The organism is Pseudomonas sihuiensis, assembly GCF_900106015.1.
Classification (GTDB): Bacteria; Pseudomonadota; Gammaproteobacteria; order Pseudomonadales; family Pseudomonadaceae; genus Aquipseudomonas; species Aquipseudomonas sihuiensis.
This window is the reverse complement of record NZ_LT629797.1, coordinates 1,488,000-1,509,908: the sequence shown is the minus strand read 5'-3', so window position 1 is coordinate 1,509,908 and position 21,909 is coordinate 1,488,000. Positions and strand designations below refer to the sequence as shown.

25 protein-coding genes are annotated in these 21,909 nt (G+C 61.9%); 12 read left to right on the top strand and 13 right to left on the bottom strand.

Features of this window, described 5'->3' with window-relative positions; genetic code table 11:
- Positions 1 to 27: 27 nt before the first annotated feature.
- On the bottom strand, positions 28 to 807 hold the full coding sequence (locus BLT86_RS07145; protein ID WP_092375666.1) for a TSUP family transporter: 780 nt from the start codon (positions 805 to 807) through the stop codon (positions 28 to 30).
- Positions 808 to 908: 101 nt separating this feature from the next.
- On the opposite strand from BLT86_RS07145, the gene BLT86_RS07140 reads away from it, so the two are divergent.
- Positions 909 to 1,496, top strand: coding sequence for a hypothetical protein (locus tag BLT86_RS07140; RefSeq protein WP_092375663.1), 588 nt, complete (start codon positions 909 to 911; stop codon positions 1,494 to 1,496).
- Between the two features lie 30 nt (positions 1,497 to 1,526).
- Entirely contained in the window at positions 1,527 to 2,957 is a 1,431-nt protein-coding gene (locus BLT86_RS07135) for an IS1182 family transposase (protein WP_023108662.1), read from the top strand.
- A 566-nt stretch (positions 2,958 to 3,523) separates the two neighbouring features.
- Here BLT86_RS07135 and BLT86_RS07130 read toward each other — a convergent pair.
- The 4 genes from BLT86_RS07130 to BLT86_RS07115 form a co-directional block, all read right to left on the bottom strand.
- Positions 3,524 to 4,291, bottom strand: a complete 768-nt coding sequence (locus tag BLT86_RS07130; protein ID WP_055985699.1) for an SDR family oxidoreductase — start codon at positions 4,289 to 4,291, stop codon at positions 3,524 to 3,526.
- A gap of 16 nt (positions 4,292 to 4,307) precedes the next feature.
- Positions 4,308 to 5,375 carry a phosphotransferase family protein gene (locus BLT86_RS07125; RefSeq protein WP_017676744.1) on the bottom strand — a complete coding sequence of 356 codons (1,068 nt, stop codon included), beginning with the start codon at positions 5,373 to 5,375 and terminating at the stop codon, positions 4,308 to 4,310.
- A 222-nt stretch (positions 5,376 to 5,597) separates the two neighbouring features.
- Positions 5,598 to 5,909: an SCP2 sterol-binding domain-containing protein gene (locus tag BLT86_RS07120; protein WP_003459932.1), complete on the bottom strand. Its 312-nt coding sequence runs from the start codon at positions 5,907 to 5,909 to the stop codon at positions 5,598 to 5,600.
- Positions 5,910 to 5,965: 56 nt separating this feature from the next.
- On the bottom strand, positions 5,966 to 6,664 hold the full coding sequence (locus tag BLT86_RS07115; RefSeq protein ID WP_092375660.1) for a histidine phosphatase family protein: 699 nt from the start codon (positions 6,662 to 6,664) through the stop codon (positions 5,966 to 5,968).
- Between the two features lie 199 nt (positions 6,665 to 6,863).
- Between BLT86_RS07115 and sohB the strand changes: the two genes are divergently transcribed.
- The gene (gene sohB / locus BLT86_RS07110) at positions 6,864 to 7,883 is read left to right on the top strand and encodes a protease SohB (protein WP_092375657.1); all 1,020 of its coding nucleotides are present in this window, start codon (positions 6,864 to 6,866) and stop codon (positions 7,881 to 7,883) included.
- Between the two features lie 36 nt (positions 7,884 to 7,919).
- Positions 7,920 to 8,909: a YhdH/YhfP family quinone oxidoreductase gene (locus BLT86_RS07105; RefSeq protein WP_075747956.1), complete on the top strand. Its 990-nt coding sequence runs from the start codon at positions 7,920 to 7,922 to the stop codon at positions 8,907 to 8,909.
- Between the two features lie 37 nt (positions 8,910 to 8,946).
- Here the strand turns inward: BLT86_RS07105 and BLT86_RS07100 are convergent, their stop codons facing one another.
- Positions 8,947 to 9,384 carry a hotdog fold domain-containing protein gene (locus tag BLT86_RS07100; protein ID WP_092375654.1) on the bottom strand — a complete coding sequence of 146 codons (438 nt, stop codon included), beginning with the start codon at positions 9,382 to 9,384 and terminating at the stop codon, positions 8,947 to 8,949.
- Positions 9,385 to 9,487: 103 nt separating this feature from the next.
- Here BLT86_RS07100 and BLT86_RS07095 point away from each other — a divergent pair, with 103 nt between their 5' ends.
- Positions 9,488 to 10,072, top strand: coding sequence for a TetR/AcrR family transcriptional regulator (locus BLT86_RS07095; protein WP_092375651.1), 585 nt, complete (start codon positions 9,488 to 9,490; stop codon positions 10,070 to 10,072).
- Here the strand turns inward: BLT86_RS07095 and BLT86_RS07090 are convergent.
- Positions 10,069 to 10,836: a DODA-type extradiol aromatic ring-opening family dioxygenase gene (locus BLT86_RS07090; protein WP_092375648.1), complete on the bottom strand. Its 768-nt coding sequence runs from the start codon at positions 10,834 to 10,836 to the stop codon at positions 10,069 to 10,071. The two genes, BLT86_RS07095 and BLT86_RS07090, sit on opposite strands and share 4 nt — an antisense overlap.
- A 92-nt stretch (positions 10,837 to 10,928) precedes the next feature.
- Positions 10,929 to 12,161, bottom strand: a complete 1,233-nt coding sequence (locus BLT86_RS07085; RefSeq protein ID WP_092375645.1) for a transporter substrate-binding domain-containing protein — start codon at positions 12,159 to 12,161, stop codon at positions 10,929 to 10,931.
- Positions 12,162 to 12,214: 53 nt separating this feature from the next.
- Between BLT86_RS07085 and BLT86_RS07080 the strand changes: the two genes are divergently transcribed.
- Entirely contained in the window at positions 12,215 to 12,871 is a 657-nt protein-coding gene (locus BLT86_RS07080) for a thiopurine S-methyltransferase (RefSeq protein WP_092375643.1), read from the top strand.
- A gap of 58 nt (positions 12,872 to 12,929) precedes the next feature.
- On the opposite strand, the gene htpX is transcribed toward BLT86_RS07080, so the two are convergent.
- From htpX to BLT86_RS07065, 3 genes are all read right to left on the bottom strand, one after another.
- The gene (gene htpX, locus BLT86_RS07075) at positions 12,930 to 13,802 is read right to left on the bottom strand and encodes a protease HtpX (protein WP_092375640.1); all 873 of its coding nucleotides are present in this window, start codon (positions 13,800 to 13,802) and stop codon (positions 12,930 to 12,932) included.
- Between the two features lie 108 nt (positions 13,803 to 13,910).
- The gene (locus BLT86_RS07070) at positions 13,911 to 14,342 is read right to left on the bottom strand and encodes a hypothetical protein (RefSeq protein WP_092375634.1); all 432 of its coding nucleotides are present in this window, start codon (positions 14,340 to 14,342) and stop codon (positions 13,911 to 13,913) included.
- Between the two features lie 6 nt (positions 14,343 to 14,348).
- The gene (locus BLT86_RS07065; RefSeq protein ID WP_092375632.1) at positions 14,349 to 15,560 is read right to left on the bottom strand and encodes a pyridoxal phosphate-dependent aminotransferase; all 1,212 of its coding nucleotides are present in this window, start codon (positions 15,558 to 15,560) and stop codon (positions 14,349 to 14,351) included.
- Positions 15,561 to 15,832: 272 nt separating this feature from the next.
- On the opposite strand from BLT86_RS07065, the gene msrB reads away from it, so the two are divergent.
- Positions 15,833 to 16,228, top strand: a complete 396-nt coding sequence (gene msrB, locus BLT86_RS07060; RefSeq protein WP_017676757.1) for a peptide-methionine (R)-S-oxide reductase MsrB — start codon at positions 15,833 to 15,835, stop codon at positions 16,226 to 16,228.
- A 41-nt stretch (positions 16,229 to 16,269) separates the two neighbouring features.
- Here msrB and BLT86_RS25900 read toward each other — a convergent pair whose 3' ends face one another.
- Positions 16,270 to 16,443, bottom strand: coding sequence for a PA1571 family protein (locus BLT86_RS25900; RefSeq protein ID WP_167377313.1), 174 nt, complete (start codon positions 16,441 to 16,443; stop codon positions 16,270 to 16,272).
- Between the two features lie 305 nt (positions 16,444 to 16,748).
- On the opposite strand from BLT86_RS25900, the gene BLT86_RS07055 reads away from it, so the two are divergent.
- The 5 genes from BLT86_RS07055 to BLT86_RS07035 are packed head-to-tail and all read left to right on the top strand — an operon-like array spanning position 16,749 to position 21,061.
- Positions 16,749 to 17,864, top strand: coding sequence for an ATP-NAD kinase family protein (locus BLT86_RS07055; protein ID WP_092375630.1), 1,116 nt, complete (start codon positions 16,749 to 16,751; stop codon positions 17,862 to 17,864).
- Positions 17,865 to 17,873: 9 nt separating this feature from the next.
- Positions 17,874 to 18,464, top strand: a complete 591-nt coding sequence (locus BLT86_RS07050; protein WP_092375628.1) for a DUF1287 domain-containing protein — start codon at positions 17,874 to 17,876, stop codon at positions 18,462 to 18,464.
- Positions 18,461 to 18,895 carry a thiol-disulfide oxidoreductase DCC family protein gene (locus BLT86_RS07045; protein ID WP_092375624.1) on the top strand — a complete coding sequence of 145 codons (435 nt, stop codon included), beginning with the start codon at positions 18,461 to 18,463 and terminating at the stop codon, positions 18,893 to 18,895. The genes BLT86_RS07050 and BLT86_RS07045 overlap by 4 nt, the downstream gene beginning before the upstream one ends.
- Complete coding sequence (locus BLT86_RS07040; protein WP_092375621.1) at positions 18,888 to 19,295, top strand: DoxX-like family protein; 408 nt, start codon at positions 18,888 to 18,890, stop codon at positions 19,293 to 19,295. Before BLT86_RS07045 ends, BLT86_RS07040 begins: the two co-directional genes overlap by 8 nt.
- Before the next feature lie 8 nt (positions 19,296 to 19,303).
- A complete protein-coding gene (locus BLT86_RS07035) occupies positions 19,304 to 21,061 on the top strand; it encodes an ABC transporter transmembrane domain-containing protein (protein ID WP_092375618.1) in 1,758 nt (585 codons plus the stop codon).
- Here BLT86_RS07035 and rhtA read toward each other — a convergent pair.
- On the bottom strand, positions 21,058 to 21,909 hold the full coding sequence (rhtA, locus tag BLT86_RS07030; protein ID WP_075747932.1) for a threonine/homoserine exporter RhtA: 852 nt from the start codon (positions 21,907 to 21,909) through the stop codon (positions 21,058 to 21,060). The genes BLT86_RS07035 and rhtA overlap by 4 nt on opposite strands.

Genomic DNA, 21,909 nt, shown 5'->3' with positions numbered 1-21,909 from the left:
TCGATGCTGTGGCGGGTTGCACCCGCCCTACGCGACCCAGTGCTGCCAGACCAGGCGTGTGGTCAGCGCCAATACCACCGTAATGAACACCGGGCGAATGAACTTCGAACCGCCTTTGATCGCGGTGCGCGCACCGAGAAAGGCGCCGACCATCAAAGCGGCGCCCATGCTCAGGCCGAGTACCCAGGCTACCTGACCGAAGGCGATGAACACCGCCAGCGCCGCCGCGTTGCTGACGAAGTTCATGGTGCGCGCCACGCCGCTGGCACGCACCAGATCGAGTGGATACATCAGCAGGCTGCTGACCGTCCAGAATGCCCCGGTGCCGGGGCCCGCCACCCCATCGTAGAGTCCCAGGCCAAGCCCTTGAGGCCATTGCCGACCGCGCGCTATCGGTAGGTCGTGTTCGGCTGGTGCCTCCGGCATACGTCCGAACAGCAGGTAAACACCGCAGGCGAAGACGATCACCGGCAGCATCTGGTTGAGCCAGGCGGCCGGCATCCAGTGTGCGATGACGGCGCCGAGCAGGGCGCCGATCAGGGTTGCCAGCAACGCGTTGCGCCATTGCTTCGGGTCGAACAGCTTGCGGCGATAAAACGTGAGAGCCGCGGTGCCCGAGCCGAAGGTGGCGCACAGCTTGTTGGTGCCCAGCACCAGGTGCGGCGGTAGACCTGCGGTAAGCAGAGCAGGGATGGTCAGCAGGCCGCCACCACCGGCAATGGCGTCGATGAAGCCGGCGATGAAGGCGACCAGGGCGAGTATGGCTAGCGTGCTGGGATCGATGGCGAGCTCGAGAGCGAATGGCATATAAAGTGTCGACTTGTGGGCGAGTGCGCAGCCCGCTGGCTGTTCGTCGTGGGGAGAGCTGCGCATAATGCCGGGATTTCGTCAGAGAAGGAACGCAATCGATGCAATACGACGGGTTGGCCTGGGCCGTGGCGCTGTTGGCCGTATTGGCGCTGCTGGTGGCATTGCGCATTCTGCTCAATACGGGCTGGTTCCTCGGCTGGTTGCGTGGCACCTGTGGTCTGGCATTTCTCGCGTTGGCCGGCTTGGTCGGTCTGGTGGCTTACGATCTGTATGCCTACGAGCCGCTGCAGCCGGGCAAGCCGCTGGTGACGCTGAGCTTCAAGGCTGATGGTCCGCAGCGTTATCAGGTGACGCTGCTCGAAGGGGGGCGCGAGCGCACTGTCACGCTCGAGGGCGACATGTGGCAACTCGACGGCCGACTGATTCGCTGGAAAGGCCTGGCCGAGTTGATTGGTCTTGAGCCGGGTTACCGTCTGGAACGCCTGTCCGGGCGTTTTCTGGCCATCGAGCAGCAGGCGTTGGCGCAACACGGTCGCGTGCAGTTGGCCGAGAGCCCTTATGGCGTGGACCTGTGGCGCTGGTTGCGTCTGAGTCAACGTGACCTGCTGCTGTTTGACCCGCAGGCGCTGCGCGTCACCTACCTGCCCAGAGTGTGTAAAAACGCCCCCGGTAAACCCTTGCTATAATTTCCAAGAGTCTCATCGCAAGGGATGCCCATGAAACGGTTTATCCAGGGTGAACACCGAGGTCAAAGCACCTTACTTCCCGAAAGCCTCGACGACTACGTCAGCGATACCAATCCGGTTCGGGTGGTTGACGTTTTCGTCGATGAACTCGACTTGGCCAAGCTAGGTTTTGATGGCGTCATTCCAGCCGAAACCGGCAGACCTGCTTACCATCCCGCTGTCCTGCTAAAGATCTATATCTACGGCTACCTGAACCGCATCCAATCGAGTCGCCGTCTTGAGCGAGAAGCTCAGCGCAACGTTGAACTGATGTGGCTGACCGGGCGCTTGACGCCCGATTTCAAGACCATCGCCAACTTCCGAAAAGACAACAGCAAGGCCATTCGCGGCGTCTGCCGCCAGTTCGTTTTGCTCTGCCAGCAGTTGGGGTTGTTTGACGAAAACCTGGTTGCCATCGACGGCAGCAAATTCAAGGCAGTGAACAACCGTGACCGCAATTTCACCAGCGCCAAACTGAAGCGGCGCATGGAAGAAATCGAGGCGAGCATCAGCCGTTATTTGGCTGCGCTCGATGCGGCTGATCGACAGATTCCTAGCGCCTCCGCGCCAGACATTGCCAGCCTGGAAGATAAAATCGCCAAGCTCAAATCGCAGATGAAAGAGCTTGAGGGGATCGAAACTCAGCTCAACGATTCCCCTGACAAACAGGTTTCGCTGACCGACCCGGATGCCCGTTCGATGATGACGCGCGGCAGCGGTATCGTTGGCTACAACGTGCAGACGGCTGTCGATACGCAGCACCATTTAATAGTTGCTCATGAGGTCACCAACAGCGGTTCAGACCGTGACCAACTCAGTTCAATGGCGAAGCAGGCTCGTGAAGCTGTCGGCGCAGAAACGCTGTCCGTGGTGGCTGACCGAGGCTACTTCAAGGGTGAAGAAATCCTTGCCTGTCACGACGCAAACATCACGGCCTACGTGCCTAAGCCAATGACTTCAAGCGCCAAGGCTGATGGCCGATTCAACAAAGATGCCTTCGTGTATGACTCGACGAAAAACGAATACACCTGCCCGGCGGGAGAGGCACTGATCTGGCGATTCTCCAGCGTTGAGAAAGGCATGAATATGCACTGCTACTGGAGTTCAAAGTGCCAGAGTTGCACGCTGAAAACCCAGTGCACGCCAAGCACAAATCGTCGAGTAAGGCGCTGGGAACATGAAGCTGTGCTGGAGGAAATGCAACGCCGGCTGAACCAAGCACCGGAGATGATGCGGGTTCGAAAGCGGACTGTTGAGCATCCATTCGGGACGCTCAAACAATGGATGGGGGCAACGCACTTCCTGACTCGAAAACTGAACGGGGTGAGCGCAGAAATGAGCTTGAATGTGCTCGCCTATAACTTGAAGCGGGTGATGAAAATCATCGGCACCGAAGGCTTGTTGAAGGCGATGGCGGCGTAAAAGCCCGGCTTTTACTGCCCCAAAGAGGTGCCAAAGCGCTTCATACGCGCTCTGAAGCGTTACCGGCGCTGATCCTGGTAAATAATCGGGAAGTCGCCACGCCCAGGAGCAATGGGCTGAAGCACGCACGATAAGAAAGAGTTTTTACACACTCTGTGCCAATTGCCGCCGATGCGGTGTACAGCGTCAGCCTGACGCCGACCGGCCTGCTGGCTGAGCCGATGAACCCTGCGGCCGAAGCCGCGCTGAAGGATTGGTAGCGGCCGGGCGGGTGGATGTAGGGTGGGCTTTAGCCCACATTGCAGAGTCATTGGTGGGCTGAAGCCCACCCTACAAAAATTGATGAACCTCTCCCGCTTGATGGGGAGGGTGCGTGAAGGGCGGGAGAGGGGAGCGAAGTTGGCGTTCGCGTTGGTGACGTAGGGTGGGCTTCAGCCCACCGCGATCTTCATTGGTGGGCTGAAGCGGAGCGCCGCCCGGCCCACCCTACAATTGCGCTGCGCTAGGCCTATCCTGTTTACGACAAAGGCACCCTGAGGTGCCTTTGTCGTTTATGCCGTCTGGCCTCAGGAGAGGAAGCCGCCGTCCACGTTCAGTGCCACGCCGGTGGTGTAGCTGGATGCTTCACTGGCCAGGTACAGCACCGCGCCGGCCATCTCGCTCGGGTCGGCCACGCGCTTGAGCGGGATGCGCTGCAGGGCATGCTTGAGGATGGCGTCGTTCTTGGTCAGTGCCGAGGCGAACTTGGTGTCGGTCAGGCCCGGCAGCAGCGCGTTGCAGCGAATGCCGAACTGCGCGCACTCCTTGGCGAACACCTTGGTCATGCTGATCACCGCGGCCTTGGTCACCGAGTAGATGCCCTGGAATTCGCCGGGGGATACGCCGTTGATCGAGGCGACGTTGATGATCGAGCCACCACCGCCTGCCTTCATCAATTTGCCGCCTTCGATGGACATGAAATAGTAGCCGCGGATATTGACGTCTACCGTCTTCTGGAAAGCGCCCAGATCGGTATCCAGCACGTTGCAGAACTGCGGGTTGGTCGCGGCGTTGTTGACCAGGATGTCGAGGCGACCGAACTGTTCCTTGATCTGCGCGAAGACATTGGTGATCTGTTCCATTTCACCGATGTGGCAGGCGATGGCGGTGGCCTTGCCGCCTTCCGCGACGATGGCGTCGGCCACGGCCTGGCAGCCTTCGATCTTGCGGCTGGAGACGATCACGTGCGCGCCTTGCTGAGCCAGCAGCTTGGCAATGGCCTCGCCGATGCCGCGGCTGGCGCCGGAAACGAAGGCGATCTTGCCGTCGAGGTCGAACAGTTGGGTCTTGGACATTGTGATTACCCCGGGGTTAGAGAGTGGATTTGCCGATGACCTGCAGGCACATCTGCTCCAGCAGCTTGTTCATCTGAATGAACTGGGCGAAGCGCTTGTCCTGGGTCTGGCCGTGGTAGAAGCGGTAGTAGATCTGCTGCACGATGCCGGCCAGACGGAACAGGCCGTAGGTGTAGTAGAAGTCGAAACTCTTGATCTCGATGCCGGCTTTTTCAGCGTAGTAGTCGACGAATTGCTGGCGGGTAAGCATGCCCGGCGCGTTGCTCGGCTGGCGACGCATCAGTTGTACGGGGGCCGGGTCGCCGGCCTCGATCCAGTAGGCCAGGGTGTTACCCAGGTCCATCAGCGGGTCACCGATGGTGGTCATCTCCCAGTCGAGCACACCGATGATCTGCATCGGGTTGCTGGGGTCGAGGATCACGTTGTCGAAGCGGTAGTCGTTATGCACGATGCCCGGCTTGTGGTGATCGGCCGGCATCTTGTCATTCAACCAGGCCTTGACCGGCTCCCAGGTCGGTGCGTCCGGAGTCAGGGCTTTCTCGTAGCGCTCGCTCCAGCCCTTGATCTGACGCCCGACATAACCCTCGGGCTTGCCCAGATCACCCAGGCCGCAGGCGTTGTAATCGACGTTATGCAGCTCGACCAGCTTGTCGATGAAGCTCTTGCACAGCGTGCTGGTCTGCTCGGCGCTGAAGTTCAGCTCGGCCGGCATCTCCGAACGCAGGATGATGCCCTTGACCCGCTCCATCACATAGAACTCGGCGCCGATCACCGACTCGTCGGTGCAGTGCACGTAAGCCTTGGGGCAGTAAGGGAAGCCAGCGTTGAGCTGGTTGAGAATGCGGTACTCACGGCCCATGTCGTGGGCCGACTTGGCCTTGTGGCCGAACGGCGGGCGGCGCAGGACGAATTCCTGCTGCGGGTATTCGATCAGGTAGGTCAGGTTCGAAGCGCCGCCGGGGAACTGGCTGATCTTGGCTGTGCCGCTCAGGCCCGGAATATTGGCTTTCAGATAAGCGTCGATGACGTCGGCATCGAGTTCTTCGCCAGTGCGGATGCGGGTGGATTGGTCGGTGAGCGCCATGCTTATCCCTTCTGCTTATGATGGGTGCCCTAGATAATTGGTTAATCTAATGCTGTGCTCAGGCTGTCACAAGCAATACGCGCCGTTATAGGCGGGCGTGTTGCACCTCGATCAAACTGCCTGATCAGTCATTTCGGTTTGTCACCTTGGCCGCAAATCACGGGCAAAAAAAAACCGGAGTGCCAGGACTCCGGTTTTCGTGTTTTGCGCTCAGCTCGCCGATCAGACCGGGAACAGTTCGCCCAGCTTCATCGCCAGCATCATGTCGCCTTCGGCGCGCAGCTTGCCGGCCATGAAAGCCTGCATGCCGTCGGTTTCGCCGCTGACGATGCCCTTGAGGGTTTCGCTGTCCATGATCAGGGTCACGTTGGCGTTCGGGTTGTCGCCTTGCTCGAGGGCGCAGGTGCCGTCTTTTACGATCAGCGCGTAGTTCTCGCCATCTTCGATGTTGAATTGGAATACCAGATCCAGGCCTGCAGCGGCGCTGGCGTTGAACTTGGACTGCATGGTTTGGGCGATGTCAGCAACACTCATGGTCTTATCCTTTTTCGGTTTTTTCGCGCAGCCTCACGGCCGCAGTGGGCTGGAGCTCATCGGTAGGTGATGAGCTCCGGCGCCTTCAGCAGCTGTAAATGCACATGGCTGTTGAAGGAAGCCAGACTTACCTCGCTGCCGCGGAATTTCAGCTGGCTGAGCGAGGTATTGACGATTTGCCAATTCAGTTCGAAGGCCTTTGCCGCCGGGACGCCGGTAATCAGGCGGAGCAGGGCGGTGATGGTGCCGCCGGAGGTAAACACGGCGATATTCTGTTTGCTGGTGGCCTGTTCGAGGATGCGCCGCAGACCGCCTTCGACCTGTTCGACATAGGCCTGCCAGCTTTGCAGGCCGGGGTTGTCATGCTCCCCGGAAATCCAGCGGCCGATCAGCTTGGCGAACAGACGCTGGAACTCGGCGCGGTTCTGCGCACCGTTACGCAGGATATGCAGGGCTTCGGGTTCTTCCGGCAGCAGATCCGGCAGCAGCGTGCGAATCACCGCATCGGCGTCGAATTCGTTGAAGGCTTCGTCGATATCCAGCGCCGGCGCCCTGCTCATGTGCTGCAGGGCGGCGTAGGCAGTGTGCTGCTGGCGGCGCAGGCTGCCACTGACGCAACGATCGAGACTGATGCCGAGTTGCTCCAAGTGCTTGCCCAGCACTTCGGCCTGGCGCACGCCGACGGGAGACAGGACATCGTAGTCGTCTGCACCGAATGAGGCCTGGCCATGTCGAATCAGATAGATGCTGCCCACGTCCGTATTGGTCCCGGCACGTTGAATGTTTCGCGAGGGTATGAGGAAGCTCGGGGGCTGTCAACGAAAAAACATACGCTTGTTTGAATTGCTTGTATGTCCATTGTGCAGTGCTGCCGCGCTTGGCCGGCGAGGCGCTGCGCCGGTATGCTTGGGCCTTTGTGCGCTCAGGCGCCGCTGCATTGTCCAAGGGGGATCCGTGGAGTTTCTTAGCGAGTACGCCAGCTTTCTGGCGAAAACCCTGACCCTGGTGGTCGCCATCGTCGTGGTGCTGGTGGCGATCGCCGCCACGCGCAGCAGAGGGCGGCGCGGCAGTGGTCAGTTGCAGGTGCAGAAGCTCAATGATTTCTACAAGGATCTGCGCGAGCGCCTGGAGCACAGCGTGCTGTCCAAGGATCAGCTCAAGGCCACGCGCAAGGCGCAGGCCAAGGCGGCCAAACAGGAAAAGAAAGCGCCGCCCAGCAAACCGCGGGTGTTCGTGCTGGATTTCGATGGCGATATCAAGGCCTCAGCCACCGACAACCTGCGCCATGAGGTGACGGCGCTGCTGTCCATGGCCAAGGCCGAGGACGAAGTGGTGCTGCGCCTGGAAAGTGGTGGCGGCATGGTGCATAGCTACGGCCTGGCTTCGTCGCAACTGGTGCGTATCCGCGATGCGGGCATCCCGCTGACGGTGTGCGTGGACAAGGTAGCGGCCAGCGGCGGTTACATGATGGCCTGCATCGGCCAGAAGATTCTCAGTGCACCTTTTGCCATCCTCGGCTCCATCGGCGTGGTGGCGCAGTTGCCTAACGTGCATCGTCTGCTGAAGAAGCACGAAATCGATTTCGAGGTGCTGACGGCCGGCGAATACAAGCGCACGCTGACCGTATTCGGTGAGAATACCGAAAAGGGCCGGGAGAAATTCCAGGAAGACCTGGAGACCACCCACGAACTGTTCAAGGGCTTCGTTGCCCGTTACCGCCCTCAGCTGGACATCGATGCCATCGCCACCGGTGAGGTCTGGCTGGGCATGGCGGCGCAAGAGCGCCTGCTGGTTGACGAACTGAAGACCAGCGACCAGTACCTGGCCGAGCGCGCCGCCGAGGCTGAGCTGTTCCATCTGCATTTCGCTCATAAAAAGAGTTTGCAGGAGCGTGTCGGGCTGGCGGCCAGCATGGCGGCAGATCGCTTCGTCCTGACCTGGTTGAGCAGGCTCAATCAGCAACGTTTCTGGTAAGAGCACGCCACCGAACAACGACAAGAGGAGAAGGTGATGACTGAATTCAAGGCTTTGCTGGTCAGCGAGGGTGCCGATGGCAGTTTTCGGCGCCAGGTAGTAGCCCGGCAGATCGAGGATCTGCCGGCAGGCGATCTGCTGATCCGCGTGCGCTATTCCTCGCTCAACTACAAGGATGCGCTGTCGGCCAGCGGCAATCGCGGGGTCACCAAGCAGTATCCGCATACGCCGGGCATCGACGCCGCTGGCGTGGTGGAGGCGTCCGCCGTGGCCGAGTTCGCCGTGGGCGACGAGGTGATCGTCACTGGCTACGACCTGGGCATGAACACTGCCGGTGGTTTCGGCCAGTACATCCGCGTACCGGCCGCCTGGGCGATCAAGCGCCCACAAGGCTTGCCGCTGCGCGAGGCGATGATTCTCGGCACCGCCGGCCTGACGGCCGCGCTATGCGTGGACAAGCTGGAGCAGGCCGGTGTTACGCCGGAGTCCGGCACCATGCTGGTCACCGGTGCCACGGGCGGCGTTGGCAGCATCGCCGTGGTGCTGCTCAAACAGCTCGGTTATCGCGTAGCCGCCGCGACCGGCAAGGCCGAACAGGGCGATTTCCTGCGTGGTCTCGGTGCTGACGAGATCGTCAGCCGCGAAGAGCTGCAGCAAGGTAGTGAGCGGCCGATGCTCAAGGAACGCTGGGCGGGAGCGGTAGACACAGTGGGTGGCGACATCCTGTTCAATGTGGTCAAGTCGCTGCGCCACAGCGGCAGCGTGGCCTGTTGCGGGCTGACTGCTGGCGTCGGCTTCCAGGGCAGCGTACTGCCGTTCATCCTGCGCGGGGTCAACCTGCTTGGCGTGGATTCGGTGGAGCTGCCTCTGGTGGTCAAGGCGTCGATGTGGGACAAGCTGTCGTTGCAGTGGAAGCTCGATCTCTCGGCGCTGTGCCAGGAAGTCGGTCTGGAAGAGCTGCCGGCGGCCATCGAACGGATACTGGCTGGCGGCATGGTCGGTCGCGTACTGGTGCGACTCGATTGAGTGGATCAGAGGCCCGTCGATGACGGGCCTCTGCATTTCAGGCCTGGCTGACGTACATGGTGATTTCGGCGCGGAACACCGGCTTGTCACCGACGTAGGCCATCACCGGCACCTTGATGTCGCCGGTCTGATCCCAATCCACCGCGCTGCCATCGGCCACCGTGCGGATGTCGCCGTCGGCCTTGGCCAGGTATTCCACCGTCATCCCTTTGGGAATCCAGCGGCAACCGTCAGGAATGGAGGCGTCGGTCATGCTGCCGGCGGCAAGCTCGGCAGCATTGCACAGGGCTATGGCGTGCACCGTACCGATATGATTCAGCACTTCACGGCGTTTGGCGAAGCGGACCTCGGCATAGCCGGGGCGCAGCTCGACCATCTGCGGGGCGATGCTGGCGAAGTAGGGGGCGACCTGGCCGATCATCGCGCTGAATTGGGCAGCGCCGGCCTGCTGGAACATCTGCAACATCTGACTCATGACTCTCTCCTGCGTGTTTGCGATTGAAGATGAGCGCGCGCCGGAGCAGTATACGAGTATTGGAAAGTTATTCTAGAAAAATATTCTAGTCATAAGGAGCGGCATGGCCCGTCCATCACGCAAAGACGAGATCCTGCAGGCTGCGCTGGCCTGCTTCACCGAGCACGGTGTCGATGTCACCACCATCGAGATGATCCGTGACCGTTCTGGTGCGAGCATCGGCAGTCTGTATCACCACTTCGGCAACAAGGAGCGGATCATCGCCGCGCTCTATCTGGCCGGCACCGCACAATACGCCGACCTGCTGCAGCGCGGATTTGCCAGCGCGGCCAGCGCCGAGGCCTGCGTCAAGTTGCTGGTGACCAGCTACATCGACTGGGTGGTGGCCAATCCTGATTGGGCGCGTTTCATCCTGCACAGTCGTAGTCGGGTCGAAGCGGGGGAAATGGGCGATGCACTGCGCGAAGCCAATCGTCAGCATTTTGCGCAGATTCTCACGGCGCTCGCCGAGTACCGTCGGCAGGGACTGTTCAAGGCGCTACCGGATGACTGTTTCGCCTCGGTGGTAATCGGCCCGACGCATGATCTGGCGCGCAACTGGCTGGCTGGCCGCACCCAGAGCGAGCTGGGCGAGTGCCGCGAGCTACTGGCGCAGATCGCCTGGGATAGTGTGAAAAACAGCAGCTAGCCGAAGCGATAGATATCCATCCCCAGGGCGCCGTAGGTGAAACCGCTGTGCTCAATCGTGAAGGTACCGCCAGCACCTCGGGCGAAGAACAGCGGTAGCAGGTGTTCTTCGGTGGGGTGATTGCGTACGGCATCCGGCGCCAGCAGGCGGTAATGGTGCAAGGCCTCTTCGTCGTTCGCTTCGAGCTTTTCCACCACCCAGTCGCGAAACGCCTTGGCCCAGGGCGTGATGACGTCCGGGCCGGCACGCCAGTTCAGCTCGCCCAGGTTATGGGTGATGCTGCCGGAGCCAATCAGCAGGATGCCTTGTGCACGCAGGTTGGCCAGCGCACGGCCCACGCGGGTCTGTAACTCGGGGCCGAGGCGGCTGGGTAGCGATAGCTGCAGAACGGGGATGTCGGCTTGCGGATACATCAGCGACAGCGGCACCCAAGCACCATGGTCGAAGGGGCGTTGCGCATCGAGCTGTGCGGACAGACCTGCGTCGTTCAGTTGCTGGGCGATCTGCTCGGCCAGCTTCGGTGCGCCGGGGGCCGGATACTGCACGGCATACAGCTCGGCTGGAAAGCCGCCGAAGTCGTGCCAGGTCTGCGGGTGCTCGCCCGCCGTCAGCAGCAGGCGCTGGCTTTCCCAGTGCGCCGACACCACCACTATGGCGTTGGGTCTGGGTATATCGGCGGCCAGTTTGGCCAGCGCCGGGCCGCTGGCACCGGGCTCCAGGGCCAACATGGGGGAACCGTGGGAAATGAATAGACTGGGCAGCATGACGACCTCCAGGAATGTGCTCACATTCTCTCCGAGGTCTTCATCGATTAATAATGATGTTTTTCCGCGGTATCAATCGACTGGTTAGATGTTTAGCGCAGGTTGTCGCCAAAAGCGGTCTCGATATTGATGCCCAGGCTGAGCACGCCGAGAAACTGCCCATCCCGTGGGTCGTGGATAGGCGCAGAAACCTTGCTCTGAAAGCTCTGGGTCGAACCATCGTACTCGATATCGCCGATATGGATCTGGCCAGGCGCCAGGCGCATGGCTTGTCGAAAGTCATCTTCGTCAGCTTGCCAATAATCGCTGGTGACCTCGCTGATGGCGACTAATTGGCCGGAGTGGTCGCTGAGGAAGATCTCATTGAACAGGAGGTGATGTTGACGCGCTATGTTGGCCAGCAGGCGTGACGGCGGCGTCTGCAGCAGGCGACGGATCAGTGGCTTTTCCTCAAGCAGGAGTTCACGCAGCCATTGCCTGTTCAGTTCGTTAATGCGCTCCATGCTCGTATTGCGCGCGGCTACCTGGCGAAGGGCGTTCAACAGTTCGTCATGGTAGGCCCAGCGCTTCAGATGCTGGGCGGTCAACTGGCGCAGATAATGGGCTTCGGCGTCAGTCAGCGCGCTACCTTTGGGGGCGCAGTGTTCGACCTGACGGTTGAAGGCGCTGAGGAAATCAGGGTGGTGCTGCAGGAAATCGTGAGAGAAATAGACGCCCAGTGGTGAGTAGCGTACGAAGCGTCGCTGCAGAGCCTGTTGGGGTGGCTGCTCAGAGAGGGCGCTACGCATGGCATTGTCATCGGCCAGGAAAAGATCGATGCGCCCACGTTGCAGCAATTCGATCAATTGCTCCAGGCGCGGTACCTTCTGCGCTACGGCGATGCCGCGAGCCTCCAGCCAGGTCATGCTGTTGCTTCCCAGCACGCTGCCGATGCGCAGCTCGCGGTCCCAAATCGGCTTGTTGAGGATCAGCGAATCCTGGGCATACCAGTACCATTTCTCCATCAGAAGCGGGGCGGACAGCTGCGCGTAGCCATCGACCTGGCTGTCTGGTGCCGAGCTGAAGAAACCATCGGCGATGCGTCTACTGACATTCTGCCGGGCTCGACTCAGCGATGTGAGCTGGATCTGATAAGGCCGCTGCAATCGATTGAAGATGCATTCGAGTACAGTTACCGAACTACCGCTGAGTTCGCCGTCTACCACCAGTTGGTAAGGATCCTCGAGGCTGGTGTCGAGGCGCACGGTTGAGTTGTCTTGGTCATTGGCCTGCGCCAAGGTCGAGACAGCCAGTAACAGGCAGGGCAGCAGATGGCGTGCTGGCATCGAGTCATTTGGCGTATGGGTTGTTATTTCCAGTTTAGGTGAGGGGAGTGGATATGCACGCGACATTCTGGCAGGAGCGCTGGGCGCGCGATCAGATCGGTTTTCATCAGGAAAAGGTCAACGGCTACCTGCGTCGTCACTGGTCCGCGCTCGGGCTGGCGAAAGGTGCGGCGGTGCTGGTGCCGCTGTGTGGCAAGAGTCTCGACCTGGTCTGGTTGGCGGAGCAGGGGCATGCCGTGACCGGTGTGGAGCTGGCCGAGCGCGCGGTGCAGGATTTCTTCGCTGAGCGTGATGTACAGCCACAGGTGTCGCAGCACGGGGCGTTCACGGTCTACCAGGCGGGCACGCTGCGGATTTTGTGCGGCGACTTTTTCGCCTTGAGTCGTGACGACGTTGCCGGGTGCCGGGCTTTCTATGACCGCGCTGCGCTGATCGCCCTGCCGCCGGAAATGCGCGAGCGCTACGCCGCCCACCTGCAGGCGATATTGCCGGATAACTGCCAGGGCCTGCTGGTGACCCTGGTGTACGACCAGCAGCGGATGGATGGCCCGCCATTCTCGGTCGAAGACGCTGAGGTGATGCAGCATTTCGCGGCCAGTTGGGCGCTGCGCATGGTCGAGGAAAAGGACGTGCTGGCCGGTAATCCGCGTTTCAGCGATAGCGGTCTCGCTGCAGTGGATGAGCGAGTCTTCCATCTGACGCGCCGCTAGCGGCAGCCCCAATGAAAAGGCGACCCGAAGGTCGCCTTTTTTGTCCGTGACGGATGGATCAGCCGCGGCGGCGCAGCGCCTCGATACGATCTTCCAGCGGCGGGTGGCTCATCAGCAGACCGGCCAGGCCGTTCTTCAGGCCGCCGTTGATGCCGAAGGCAGTCAGGCTGTCGGGCATCTGCACCGGCACGCCCTGTTCGGCGCGCAGACGCTGCAGCGCGGCGATCATCGCGCCGGTACCGGCCAGGCGAGCACCGGCTTCGTCGGCCTTGTACTCGCGCTTGCGCGAGAACCACATGACGATGATGCTGGCCAGGATGCCCAGTACCAGCTCGGCGAAGATGGTCGCGACGAAGTAGCCGATGCCATGGCCGTCTTCGTTCTTCAGGATCACCTTGTCGACGAAGTTGCCGAAGATGCGCGCGAAGAACATCACGAAGGTGTTCACCACACCCTGGATCAGTGCCAGGGTGACCATGTCGCCATTGGCGACGTGGCCGATCTCGTGAGCCAGTACCGCGCGCACTTCATCAGGGGAGAAACGCTCGAGCAGACCCTGGCTGACCGCGACCAGTGCGTCGTTCTTGTTCCAGCCGGTGGCGAAGGCATTGGACTCGTAGGCCGGGAAGATGCCGACTTCAGGCATCTTGATCCCGGCTTCGCGCGACAGCTCCTCGACGGTCTGCAGCAGCCACTGTTCGTGACGGGTGCGCGGCTGGGTGATGATCTGCGTGCCGGTGCTCATCTTCGCCATCCACTTGGAGATGAACAGCGACACCAGCGAGCCGGCGAAACCGAACACGGCGCAGAAAATCAGCAGGCTGCCATGGTTCTGGCCGGTGAAGCGGTCGACCCCCAGCAGTTTGAGGGTGATGCTGGCGATAACCAGAACCGCCAGGTTGGTGGCCAGGAACAACATAATGCGCATCATGGTGTGAACGGACTCCTCACGGGAAAGACGTACGAGTAATGCCGGCTATATAAGGGCGCCCCCCCTGGGCTTTCAACCAGCGACTATTTCAAACTATGTCTCTTGACCTTATAGCGTACTCTCGAACAGCAGACGAGTGAGGCGGGCGGTGCGCTCGCCGTGCTGCTGGGCCAGGGCCTCGCGCAGCTGAAATGCCAATGTGGCATGTACGCGGCGCACGCTTGGCGGCAGCACTTCACCCTCGCACAAAGCGTGGGGAATGGCGCGTGACAGGCGCAGAAAACCTTTCTCGCTCAGCACCGCCTGATCCAGCGCGTCGTAAGCGATGGTCGACTCGAAACGCAGATAGCCTTCCTCGGCCAGCCACAGCAGCGCGCCGAGGCAGGCCTGGTGACGCTTGCTGGGCAGGCCGAATTCGTCCGGCTCCTCGCGCCCGATCAGGTCTTCCACGTACAGCGCCATCTTGCGCGGGAAGGCCTGATAGAGCATGAGCAGGCCGCTGGCGGCGTCCTTGTAGAAATCGTCGATCTGCAGGTCCATGTCGGCTTACTGGCTGTAACCTTTGAGGAAGTTGCCGATACGACCGATGGCCTGCTCCAGGTCGTCGACGCGGGGCAGGGTGACCACACGGAAGTGATCCGGCCACGGCCAGTTGAAGGCGGTGCCCTGGACGATCAGCAGTTTTTCCGACAGCAGCAGGTCGAGAACGAACTTCTCGTCGTTGTGGATCGGGCAGACATTGGGGTCGATCCTGGGGAAGGCATACAGCGCGCCCATGGGTTTCACGCAGCTGACCCCGGGAATGTCGTTGAGCAGCTCCCAGGCGCGGTTGCGCTGCTCCAGCAGGCGGCCGTTGGGCAGTACCAGGTCGTTGATGCTCTGGTAGCCACCGAGGGCGGTCTGGATCGCGTGCTGGCTCGGCACGTTGGCGCACAGGCGCATGTTGGCCAGGATGTCCAGGCCTTCGATATAGCTCTGTGCCCGGTGCTTGGGCCCGGAGATGGCCACCCAGCCGGAGCGGAAGCCCGCTACACGGTAGCTCTTGGACAGGCCGTTGAAGGTCAGGCAGAGCACGTCCGGTGCCAGCGAGGCGGTGCTGATGTGCACGGCCTCGTCGTAGAGGATCTTGTCGTAGATCTCGTCGGAGAAGATGACCAGGTTGTGCTGGCGCGCCAGTTCGACGATGTCCTGCAGCACTTCCTTCGAATACACCGCGCCGGTGGGGTTGTTCGGGTTGATCAGCACCAGCGCCTTGGTATTGGGCGTGATCTTGGCGCGCATGTCGGCGATGTCCGGGAACCAGCCGGCCTGCTCGTCGCACAGGTAGTGCACCGGCTTGCCACCGGACAGCGCCACGGCGGCGGTCCACAGCGGATAGTCGGGCGCCGGGATGAGCACCTCGTCACCGTTGTTGAGCAGTGCCTGCATGGCCATCACGATCAGCTCGGAGACACCGTTGCCGAGGTAGATGTCCTCGATGGTGACGCCTTCGACCTGCTTCTGCTGGTAGTACTGCATCACCGCCTTGCGCGCGCTGAACAGCCCCTTGGAGTCGCTGTAGCCCTGGGCGGTGGGCAGGTTGCGGATGACGTCCTGAAGAATTTCTTCCGGTGCCTCGAAACCGAACGGCGCCGGATTGCCGATGTTCAGCTTGAGGATGCGATGGCCTTCCTCTTCCAGACGCTTGGCGTGCTTGAGCACTGGCCCGCGAATGTCGTAGCAGACGTTGGCGAGCTTGTTCGATTTGCTGACCTGCATGTAAGGATTCCCGAGCTATGGAGAACCCACTGAAGTACGCTGCAAAATTCTCCCGGCGGGGAATCTTGGCAGCCCGTAACGTGGGTGACAGACTGGGGTCGAATCATACGTGGCGACCTGAGCGCGGCAAAGGTATCAGTCCTGCTTTTTTCTGGCCTGCCACGCGGCGCACAGAGGCGCTGCAGTCGCAGTAACCTCACCCCGAAGCTGCCAGATGCTGGTGCTGCCCGTACTGCCGCGCATTGCCCAATTACCGAGGAGGAACCCCGTTCGTGGATAAAGTCGACAAACCCCTGGATAGCTGGCGCGAAGAGCTGACTGACGAGCAATTTCATGTCTGTCGTCTGGGCGGCACGGAGCGGCCGTTCACCGGCGCATATCACGACAGCAAGACCCCTGGCATCTACCACTGCGCCTGCTGTGGTGAGGCGCTGTTCGATTCGGATGCCAAATATGACTCTGGCAGCGGTTGGCCGAGCTACTTTCAGCCGATCAACGACGAGGTGATCGCCAGCCTCGACGACTACAGCCACGGTATGCATCGAATCGAAGTCAAATGCGCCAAGTGCGACGCGCACCTGGGGCACGTGTTCCCCGATGGACCCCGTCCGACCGGGTTGCGCTACTGCATCAACTCACTGTCGCTGAAGCTGGTGCCACGCGATTGAGACAGGCACGCCAGGCACATTGCGTGCCTGGCGCCGTAGGTTCAAGCCTGCTGGCTGGGGCGCTGGCGGCCTTCTTCCAGGGCGTCGCAGGCCTGTTTGATCATCTCTTCGGTAATGGGCACTTCGCGGCCCTGACCATCAATGATAAAACCGCCCACCGGCTCCTGTTGATGTTCGGTGGTGGGGTACTGGGCAGCGTTGTCTTGCAAGCTCATGGCCTGTCTCCTCATCAGTAATGCGCGCCAGTCTAGGACATCCAGATGAAGGCGCGGTGACAGCTGGGAACCTGCTCAAAGTCTGCTGCGCGTCGGCCATGCTGCGTTGAAATCGGGCTCAGAAAGCTCATTTACTACTCGTAAACTCGAATGCGAGCCCAGTCCGTGCTTCGCCCGATTTCGCCTTGCCTGGCTCTAGCTCGCGATACTTTAAGCAGATTCCAAGACGGCGGAACTCCGTCACAAAATACATTGCGAAAGTCGTATAGCAGGCTGCGTGCCAGCCTGTGTGGAGCGAGGAATTCATGTCGCGTTTTCATATCGGTTTGATCATCAATCCACTGGCCGGGCTGGGTGGTCCTGCAGCCTTCAAGGGCAGCGACGGCATGGCCGAGCAGGCGCTGGCTCTGGGTGTCGAGCCAAAGGCGGCGCAACGTACACGCACCGCGCTTGAGCAGTTGTTGACTCTGCACGAGCGCATCGAGTTCGTCAGTTATCCGGGCGCCATGGGTGGCGATCTTTTGGCGCAGATGGGCTTTGAGCATCGCCTGCTGGGGCAGGTCGGTGCACAGCCGACCACTGCCGAAGACACCCGCCAGGCAGTGCAGCAGCTACAGGACGCCGGTGTAGCGCTGATTCTCTTCGCTGGCGGTGATGGTACTGCACGTGATGTCTGTGCCGCCGTCAGGGACGGCCAGCCGGTGCTGGGTATTCCGGCCGGCGTGAAGATCCAGTCCGGCGTCTACGCCATCAGTCCGCGAGCGGCAGGCGAGCTGACTGCGCGCCTGGTGGAGGGCGGCCTGGTACGACTGGCCAGCGGCGAGGTGCGTGACATCGACGAGAGCGCCCTGCGCGAAGGCCGCGTCACCGCGCGCTGGTACGGCGAGCTGTGCGTGCCGCAGGAGGGCGGCTACGTGCAGGCGGTGAAGCAGGGTGGCGTGGAGTCCGAAGAGCTGGTGTTGGCTGATCTGGCCGCCTGGCTCGAGAGCGAGTGGGAGCCGGGTGCGCGCTACGTGTTCGGTCCCGGCTCGACCTTGCACGGTCTGGCGCAGAATCTTGGTCTGGAAACCACCTTGCTCGGCGTCGATGTGATCGAGGATGGCCGGGTCATCGCCCGCGACGTCAATGAAACCGAGCTGTTCGCCCTGGTCGAAGGGCACCCGACTTATCTGCTGGTGACCGCGATTGGCGGTCAGGGCCATATCATCGGCCGCGGCAACCAGCAGATCAGCCCGCGCGTGCTGCGCGCCGTGGGGCTGGAGCGCCTGCGCGTGGTGGCGACCAAGCGCAAGCTGGCGACGCTGGAAGGTCGGCCGCTGCTGGTCGACAGTGGCGACGTGAGCCTGGACGACGCGTTTCCCGATGCCGTGCGGGTCTGGGCTGGTTATAAGGAAGAACTGCTGTACCCCCTGAGTCGATAGGAGATCGCTATGCGCATGCTGATTGCACTGCTGCTCGGGTCGCTGGCGTTTGCCGTGCAGGCCATCGAGGCGGACAGGCTGGTGCTCGATGCGCGCCAGCAGGTGGGCGTAACCCTGAGCTATGACCCGGCTTATCGCCGCTTGAGCTATCCGGGCGGCGATGTGCCCATGACCACCGGGGTTTGCACCGACGTGGTGATCCGCGCACTGCGTCAGCAGGGGCTGGATCTGCAGGAAGCGGTGCATCGCGACATGCGCGGCAATTTCTCCGTCTATCCGAAGAATTGGGGGCTGAGTCGCCCGGACAGCAATATCGATCACCGCCGCGTGCCCAACCTGATGACCTGGTTCACGCGTCAGGGCTGGTCGCTGCCGGTCAAGCAGGATGCCGCGGCATACCGGCCCGGCGATATCGTCACCTGGGATCTGGGTCGTGGCCTCACTCATATCGGTATCGTCAGCGACCGTCAGGCGCCAACGGCTACGCCGCTGGTGCTGCACAACATCGGTCGCGGCACGCAGGAGGAGGACATTCTGTTCGCCTACCGCATTACCGGCCATTACCGCCCGCATGCGCAGCAGGCGAGCGCTGCGCAATGACCAGGCAATCGCTGCCGCCCGGTCTTGCCGCTGGCGAGCGCGTGGTGCTGTTCGACGGCGTCTGCAAGCTGTGCAACGGCTGGGCGAAGTTTCTCATCCGTCATGATCGGCAGCGGCAGTTTCGTCTGGCCTCGGTGCAATCGGTTCAGGGCCAGGCATTGCTGGCCTGGTATGGGCTGCCGACCGACCGTTTCGACACCATGGCGCTGATCGATGAGGCGGGGCTGCATGTACGCTCGAACGCGCTGCTGCGTATCCTTGCTCGCCTGCCACAGCCCTGGCGTGCACTTGCCTGGCTGCGTCTTATCCCGCGCCCGCTGCGCGATTGGTGCTATGACCGCATCGCGCTGAATCGTTACCGCCTGTTCGGACGGTACGAGGTCTGCCTGTTGCTCAGCGCCGACCATGCCGAGCGCTTTTTGCATGACTGAACGACGCCTGGCGCAGATCGCCTGGCTCGCTCGATTGGCTCTGGCACTGGTGTTCATCTGGCATGGCCTGGCGCCGAAGATTCTCTGGCTCAGCCCTGACGAGGTGGCGATGATCGCGGCCCATGGTCTGCCAGATCATCCGCTGTTCGCGCCGCAGCTGATCGCGGCTGTCGGCGGTATTGCCGAGATCCTTCTGGGCATCCTGCTGCTGACGGTGCGGCGCCAGCGTTGGCCCTTGCTGGTCGCTGGCGCGGTGTTGCTGGTGTTGCTGCTTGATGTTGCGCTGCTGAGCCCCCATCTGTTGATCCAGGCGTTCAATCCGCTTTCGACCAACCTGGCTGCGCTGGCCTTGTGCGCAGTGGCCTGGCTGGCTGAAGCGCCCTCGGCTGCTGACTCCTGAGACCCGTCATGACATCGATGCTTTCTTCTCGCCAGCGTGGCGCCATACGGCTGGCCTGGCGCTTTATCGCGCCTTACCGCGGCCGAGTGCTGGGCGCGCTGCTGGCCCTGATGTTCACGGCGGCGATCACCCTGTCCATGGGCCAGGGCATCAAGCTGCTGGTGGATCAGGGGCTGGCCACGCAGTCGCCGGCCGCGCTGCGCCAATCCCTGCTGCTGTTCTTCGTGCTGGTATTGGCGCTGGCCTTCGGCACCTACACGCGCTTCTACCTGGTGTCATGGATCGGCGAGCGGGTGGTCGCGGATATCCGCCGGCGGGTGTTCGATCACCTGATCGAGTTGCATCCTGGCTTCTACGAGAGCAATCGCAGCTCGGAAATCCAGTCGCGGCTGACCGCCGATACCACCTTGTTGCAGTCGGTGATTGGCTCGTCGCTGTCGATGGCACTGCGCAACCTGATCATGTTGATCGGTGGCAGCGTGCTGCTGGTGGTCACCAACCCCAAGCTCAGCGGTATCGTTCTGTTGGCTCTACCCTTGGTGGTGGCGCCTATCCTGCTGTTCGGCCGCCGTGTGCGTGCGCTGTCGCGGCAGAGCCAGGACCGCGTGGCCGATGTCGGCAGTTATGTCGGCGAGGTGCTGGGGCAGATCAAGACGGTGCAGGCCTACAACCACCAGGATGAGGACAAGCGCCGCTTTGGCGAATCCGCCGAGGCGGCTTTCGATGTGGCGCGCAAGCGCATCGCCCAGCGTTCCTGGCTGATCACCGTAGTGATTGTGCTGGTGCTCGGCGCCGTCGGGGTGATGCTCTGGGTCGGCGGTATGGACGTGATCGCCGGGCGTATCTCCGGTGGTGAGCTGGCGGCTTTCGTGTTCTACAGCCTGATCGTTGGCTCGTCCTTCGGCACACTGAGCGAAGTGATCGGTGAATTGCAGCGTGCCGCAGGCGCCGCCGAGCGCATCGGCGAGCTGTTACGTGCCAGCAACGCCATCGTGGCGCCAGAACAGCCGCAGCATCTGCCGCAGCCGGTACAGGGGCGTATCGAGCTGCAGGATGTGCGTTTCGCCTATCCGTCGCGTTCGGACAGCTACGCCATTGATGGCGTCGATCTGCAGGTGGCGGCAGGCGAGACGCTGGCACTGGTAGGACCGTCCGGGGCTGGCAAATCGACGCTGTTCGATCTGCTGCTGCGCTTCTTCGACCCGCAGGGCGGGCACATCCTCATCGATGGCGTGCCTATCGATCAGCTCGATCCGCGCGAGTTGCGTGCCAGTTTCGCCCTGGTGTCGCAGAATCCCGCGCTGTTCTTCGGCTCGGTGGAGGACAACATTCGCTATGGTCGCCTGGATGCCAGCCAGGCCGAGGTGGAGGCGGCCGCGCGGGCGGCGCATGCGCATGAGTTCATTCAGCGCCTGCCACAGGGTTACCAGACTCATCTTGGGGAGGCCGGGCTCGGGCTTTCCGGTGGCCAGCGTCAGCGCCTGGCGATTGCCCGTGCCTTGCTCGCCGATGCGCCGATCCTGCTGCTCGATGAGGCCACCAGCGCGCTGGATGCCGAGAGCGAGCACCTGATCCAGCAGGCGCTGCCGTCACTGATGGCCGGGCGCACCACCTTGGTGATCGCTCATCGCCTGGCCACGGTGAAGCAGGCGGATCGCATTGCGGTGATCGAGCATGGCCGTTTGGCTGCGATCGGCAGCCATGCCGAGCTGATCGAGAGTAGTCCGCTCTATGCGCGTTTGGCCGAGTTGCAGTTCGGCACCTAGCTCTTGGGTTTGATGGTGGCGGCTGCCCCGGCCGAGGCGACGATGATCGCACCGACGGCCAGCCACTGGCCCCAGAGCAGCTTCTCGCCGAGAAAGGCCAGGCCGCACATTGCCGCGACTGCCGGCTCCAGGCTCATCAGCACGCTGAAGGTGCGTGCGGGCAGGCGCGTCAGGGCGACCATCTCCAGGCTGTAGGGCAGGGCCGAGGACAGTACCGCGACACCGAGGGCGATGGGTAGCAGGTCCACGCTCAGCAGGTCGGTACCGGCATGCCAGATGCCAATGGGTAAGACCAGCAAGGCGGCGACCCAGGTGCCCAGGGCGACGGTGTGGCGGCCATGCTGGGCGCCGGCTTTCTGCCCGAAGATGATGTACAGCGACCAGCACACCCCCGCACCGAGGGCCAGGGCTGCGCCGAGTGGGTCGATGGCGCTTTGCGTGGCGCCAGTTGGCAGCAGCATCCACAGGCCGACGATGGCCAGAATCACCCAGACGAAGTCCAGCAGGCGGCGCGAGGAAAACAGCGCCAGAGCCAGCGGCCCGGTGAACTCCAGCGCCACGGCAATGCCCAGCGGGATGCTCTGCAGGGACATGTAGAACATCAGATTCATGCCGCCCAGCGCCAGGCCGTAGGCGAGCAGGGCATGGCACTTGCGCAAATCCAGTTTGGCCCGCCAGGGCTGCATCACCAGCGACAGAATGATCGCGCCGAGCACCAGGCGCAGGGCTGTGGTGCCTTCGGCGCCGACCAGCGGGAACAGGTTCTTGGCCAGCGACGCGCCGCTCTGGATCGAGACCATGGCCACCAGCAACAAGGCAATGGGGACGAGAAGTGCACTGCGTGACAT

What these genes read in the sequence shown, in the direction of transcription:
- BLT86_RS07145 (WP_092375666.1), bottom strand. Translation starts at nt 807, where the DNA reads ATGCCATTCGCTCTCGAGCTCGCCATCGATCCCAGCACGCTAGCCATA.
- BLT86_RS07140 (WP_092375663.1), top strand. Translation starts at nt 909, where the DNA reads ATGCAATACGACGGGTTGGCCTGGGCCGTGGCGCTGTTGGCCGTATTG.
- BLT86_RS07135 (WP_023108662.1), top strand. Translation starts at nt 1,527, where the DNA reads ATGAAACGGTTTATCCAGGGTGAACACCGAGGTCAAAGCACCTTACTT.
- BLT86_RS07130 (WP_055985699.1), bottom strand. Translation starts at nt 4,291, where the DNA reads ATGTCCAAGACCCAACTGTTCGACCTCGACGGCAAGATCGCCTTCGTT.
- BLT86_RS07125 (WP_017676744.1), bottom strand. Translation starts at nt 5,375, where the DNA reads ATGGCGCTCACCGACCAATCCACCCGCATCCGCACTGGCGAAGAACTC.
- BLT86_RS07120 (WP_003459932.1), bottom strand. Translation starts at nt 5,909, where the DNA reads ATGAGTGTTGCTGACATCGCCCAAACCATGCAGTCCAAGTTCAACGCC.
- BLT86_RS07105 (WP_075747956.1), top strand. Translation starts at nt 7,920, where the DNA reads ATGACTGAATTCAAGGCTTTGCTGGTCAGCGAGGGTGCCGATGGCAGT.
- BLT86_RS07100 (WP_092375654.1), bottom strand. Translation starts at nt 9,384, where the DNA reads ATGAGTCAGATGTTGCAGATGTTCCAGCAGGCCGGCGCTGCCCAATTC.
- BLT86_RS07095 (WP_092375651.1), top strand. Translation starts at nt 9,488, where the DNA reads ATGGCCCGTCCATCACGCAAAGACGAGATCCTGCAGGCTGCGCTGGCC.
- BLT86_RS07090 (WP_092375648.1), bottom strand. Translation starts at nt 10,836, where the DNA reads ATGCTGCCCAGTCTATTCATTTCCCACGGTTCCCCCATGTTGGCCCTG.
- BLT86_RS07085 (WP_092375645.1), bottom strand. Translation starts at nt 12,161, where the DNA reads ATGCCAGCACGCCATCTGCTGCCCTGCCTGTTACTGGCTGTCTCGACC.
- BLT86_RS07080 (WP_092375643.1), top strand. Translation starts at nt 12,215, where the DNA reads ATGCACGCGACATTCTGGCAGGAGCGCTGGGCGCGCGATCAGATCGGT.
- htpX (WP_092375640.1), bottom strand. Translation starts at nt 13,802, where the DNA reads ATGATGCGCATTATGTTGTTCCTGGCCACCAACCTGGCGGTTCTGGTT.
- BLT86_RS07070 (WP_092375634.1), bottom strand. Translation starts at nt 14,342, where the DNA reads ATGGACCTGCAGATCGACGATTTCTACAAGGACGCCGCCAGCGGCCTG.
- BLT86_RS07065 (WP_092375632.1), bottom strand. Translation starts at nt 15,560, where the DNA reads ATGCAGGTCAGCAAATCGAACAAGCTCGCCAACGTCTGCTACGACATT.
- BLT86_RS25900 (WP_167377313.1), bottom strand. Translation starts at nt 16,443, where the DNA reads ATGAGCTTGCAAGACAACGCTGCCCAGTACCCCACCACCGAACATCAA.
- BLT86_RS07055 (WP_092375630.1), top strand. Translation starts at nt 16,749, where the DNA reads ATGTCGCGTTTTCATATCGGTTTGATCATCAATCCACTGGCCGGGCTG.
- BLT86_RS07050 (WP_092375628.1), top strand. Translation starts at nt 17,874, where the DNA reads ATGCGCATGCTGATTGCACTGCTGCTCGGGTCGCTGGCGTTTGCCGTG.
- BLT86_RS07045 (WP_092375624.1), top strand. Translation starts at nt 18,461, where the DNA reads ATGACCAGGCAATCGCTGCCGCCCGGTCTTGCCGCTGGCGAGCGCGTG.
- BLT86_RS07040 (WP_092375621.1), top strand. Translation starts at nt 18,888, where the DNA reads ATGACTGAACGACGCCTGGCGCAGATCGCCTGGCTCGCTCGATTGGCT.
- BLT86_RS07035 (WP_092375618.1), top strand. Translation starts at nt 19,304, where the DNA reads ATGACATCGATGCTTTCTTCTCGCCAGCGTGGCGCCATACGGCTGGCC.
- rhtA (WP_075747932.1), bottom strand. Translation starts at nt 21,909, where the DNA reads ATGTCACGCAGTGCACTTCTCGTCCCCATTGCCTTGTTGCTGGTGGCC.